1 protein-coding gene is annotated in these 1,693 nt (G+C 54.5%); it reads right to left on the bottom strand.

What is annotated here, in order from left to right:
- Positions 1-166: 166 nt before the first annotated feature.
- Positions 167-1,612, bottom strand: a complete 1,446-nt coding sequence (locus tag V8Z74_RS26090) for an IS1182 family transposase (RefSeq protein ID WP_349712283.1) — start codon at positions 1,610-1,612, stop codon at positions 167-169.
- Positions 1,613-1,693: the final 81 nt, after the last annotated feature.

Below are 1,693 nucleotides of genomic sequence, written 5' to 3'. Positions count from 1 at the left end.
GGGTCGAGGCTGTGTGGAAACGCAAAAAACTATTAATGGCTGAACAATCCAACTGGCAGATTTCAGGCAAGCACGACTGAGGCGCCTTCGACGCCAAGAGCGCCCTCAGCCTTCTCATTGCATTCCAGAACCCTTGGGGTCGCTAATTTCCCGGTTTTAAAAGGGCTCACCCGCCCACCAGATGCATCGCCGTCATCGTTTTGTCGAACCCGAGGATTCCAAGCACTCGCTTGAGGTTGTAAGCCAGCACATTCAAGCTCATCTCCGTGCTGACGTTGCGCAGTCGCCTGGTCAGGAAGTGCGTGTACCCCATCCAATGCTTGAGGGTGCCAAACACGTGCTCGACTGTCCTTCTTCTCACCATCATGGCGTCGGGCATCTGGTCCAAGCGCTGTTGTGCTCGCTCCAGCACGTCTTCGTGCTCCCATCGGCTGATGCGGCGGTAGTCGCTCGGTGTGCATTGGGCTTTTATCGTGCATTGCGTACACGCACTGCTCCAGTAACGACGCATCTGTAAGCCGTTCTCTTCCCGCGTAAAACGATAGATCGCGCGCTGTTCCGCAGGGCATTGGAATTCATCGTCGCTTTGGATATAGATGAAGTCTGAGCGGTCAAAGCGCCCGTGAGCTCGGGCACCCGATGTGTTGGGCTTGGGAAGAATGGCTGCAATGCTTGTGTCTTCACATGCTTTGATTTGCTCACCGCTGTAATAGCCACGATCTGCAATAGCTTGCAGTTTGCGTTTTCCCATTGCCTTGCGAGCTGCTTGAGCCATGGATGCTAGAGCAGCTCTGTCATGCCCTTGGTTGGTGACCTCATGAGTGACGATCAGGTGATGTTTGGCATCGACCGCCACCTGCACGTTATAGGCCACCATGCCCGAGCCTCGACCACTGGTTGCCATGGACCGTGCATCAGGATCTGTCATCGAGAGTTGCTTCTCGGGCTGCTCTTTGAGTTGCTCCTTCACTGCATCAAGCACCCGCATTTGCTTGCGCAACATGGCGATCTTGTCTTGGAGCCTTGTGGTCTTGGCTTCGAGTTCCACAGGCTGCGTGCGGTCCGCTGTATCCAAAGCCGTCAGATAACGTTGGATGCTTTCTTCGATCTGCTGCTGCCGCTTGTCGATCTTGCCCAAGGTGAAGTTCTTGTCACGCGTGTTGACGGCTTTGAATTTGCTGCCATCAATGGCCACCAGCGCCTGGCTGAACAGTTTCAGATCACGGCAGAGAAGTACGAATCGGCGGCACACATTGCGAATGCCTGAGCCGTTGTCACGGCGGAAGTCTGCAATCGTTTTGAAGTCAGGAGCCAAGCGCCCAGTCAGCCACATCAGTTCAACGTTACGCTGGCATTCACGTTCAAGCCGTCTGCTCGATTGCAGCCGATTGAGATAGCCGTAGATGTAGATCTTGAGCAGCACGGCTGGGTGGTAAGAAGGTCTGCCCGTACAGGCAGGTTCTGCACCGTCAAAACCCAAAGCCTGCAGATTGAGTTCGCTGACAAAGGCATCGACAACACGTACCGGGTTGTCTCCAGCAATAAAGTCCTCCAGACATTCCGGCATCAGCGTCACTTGCTGCCGCGCTTGACCTTCAATGAATCGAGGCATGCCATCTCCTGAAACCGAGATGAATTGACTTTATTCAGGTCATGGGTTGGCTACGAGAGGGTTTTCACACAGCCTCGGTCG

The sequence above is a fragment of the Comamonas sp. w2-DMI genome, from assembly GCF_040187735.1.
In the GTDB taxonomy this organism is placed as follows: domain Bacteria; phylum Pseudomonadota; class Gammaproteobacteria; order Burkholderiales; family Burkholderiaceae_C; genus Comamonas; species Comamonas terrae.
This window is presented reverse-complemented; position numbering and strand designations above follow the sequence as displayed.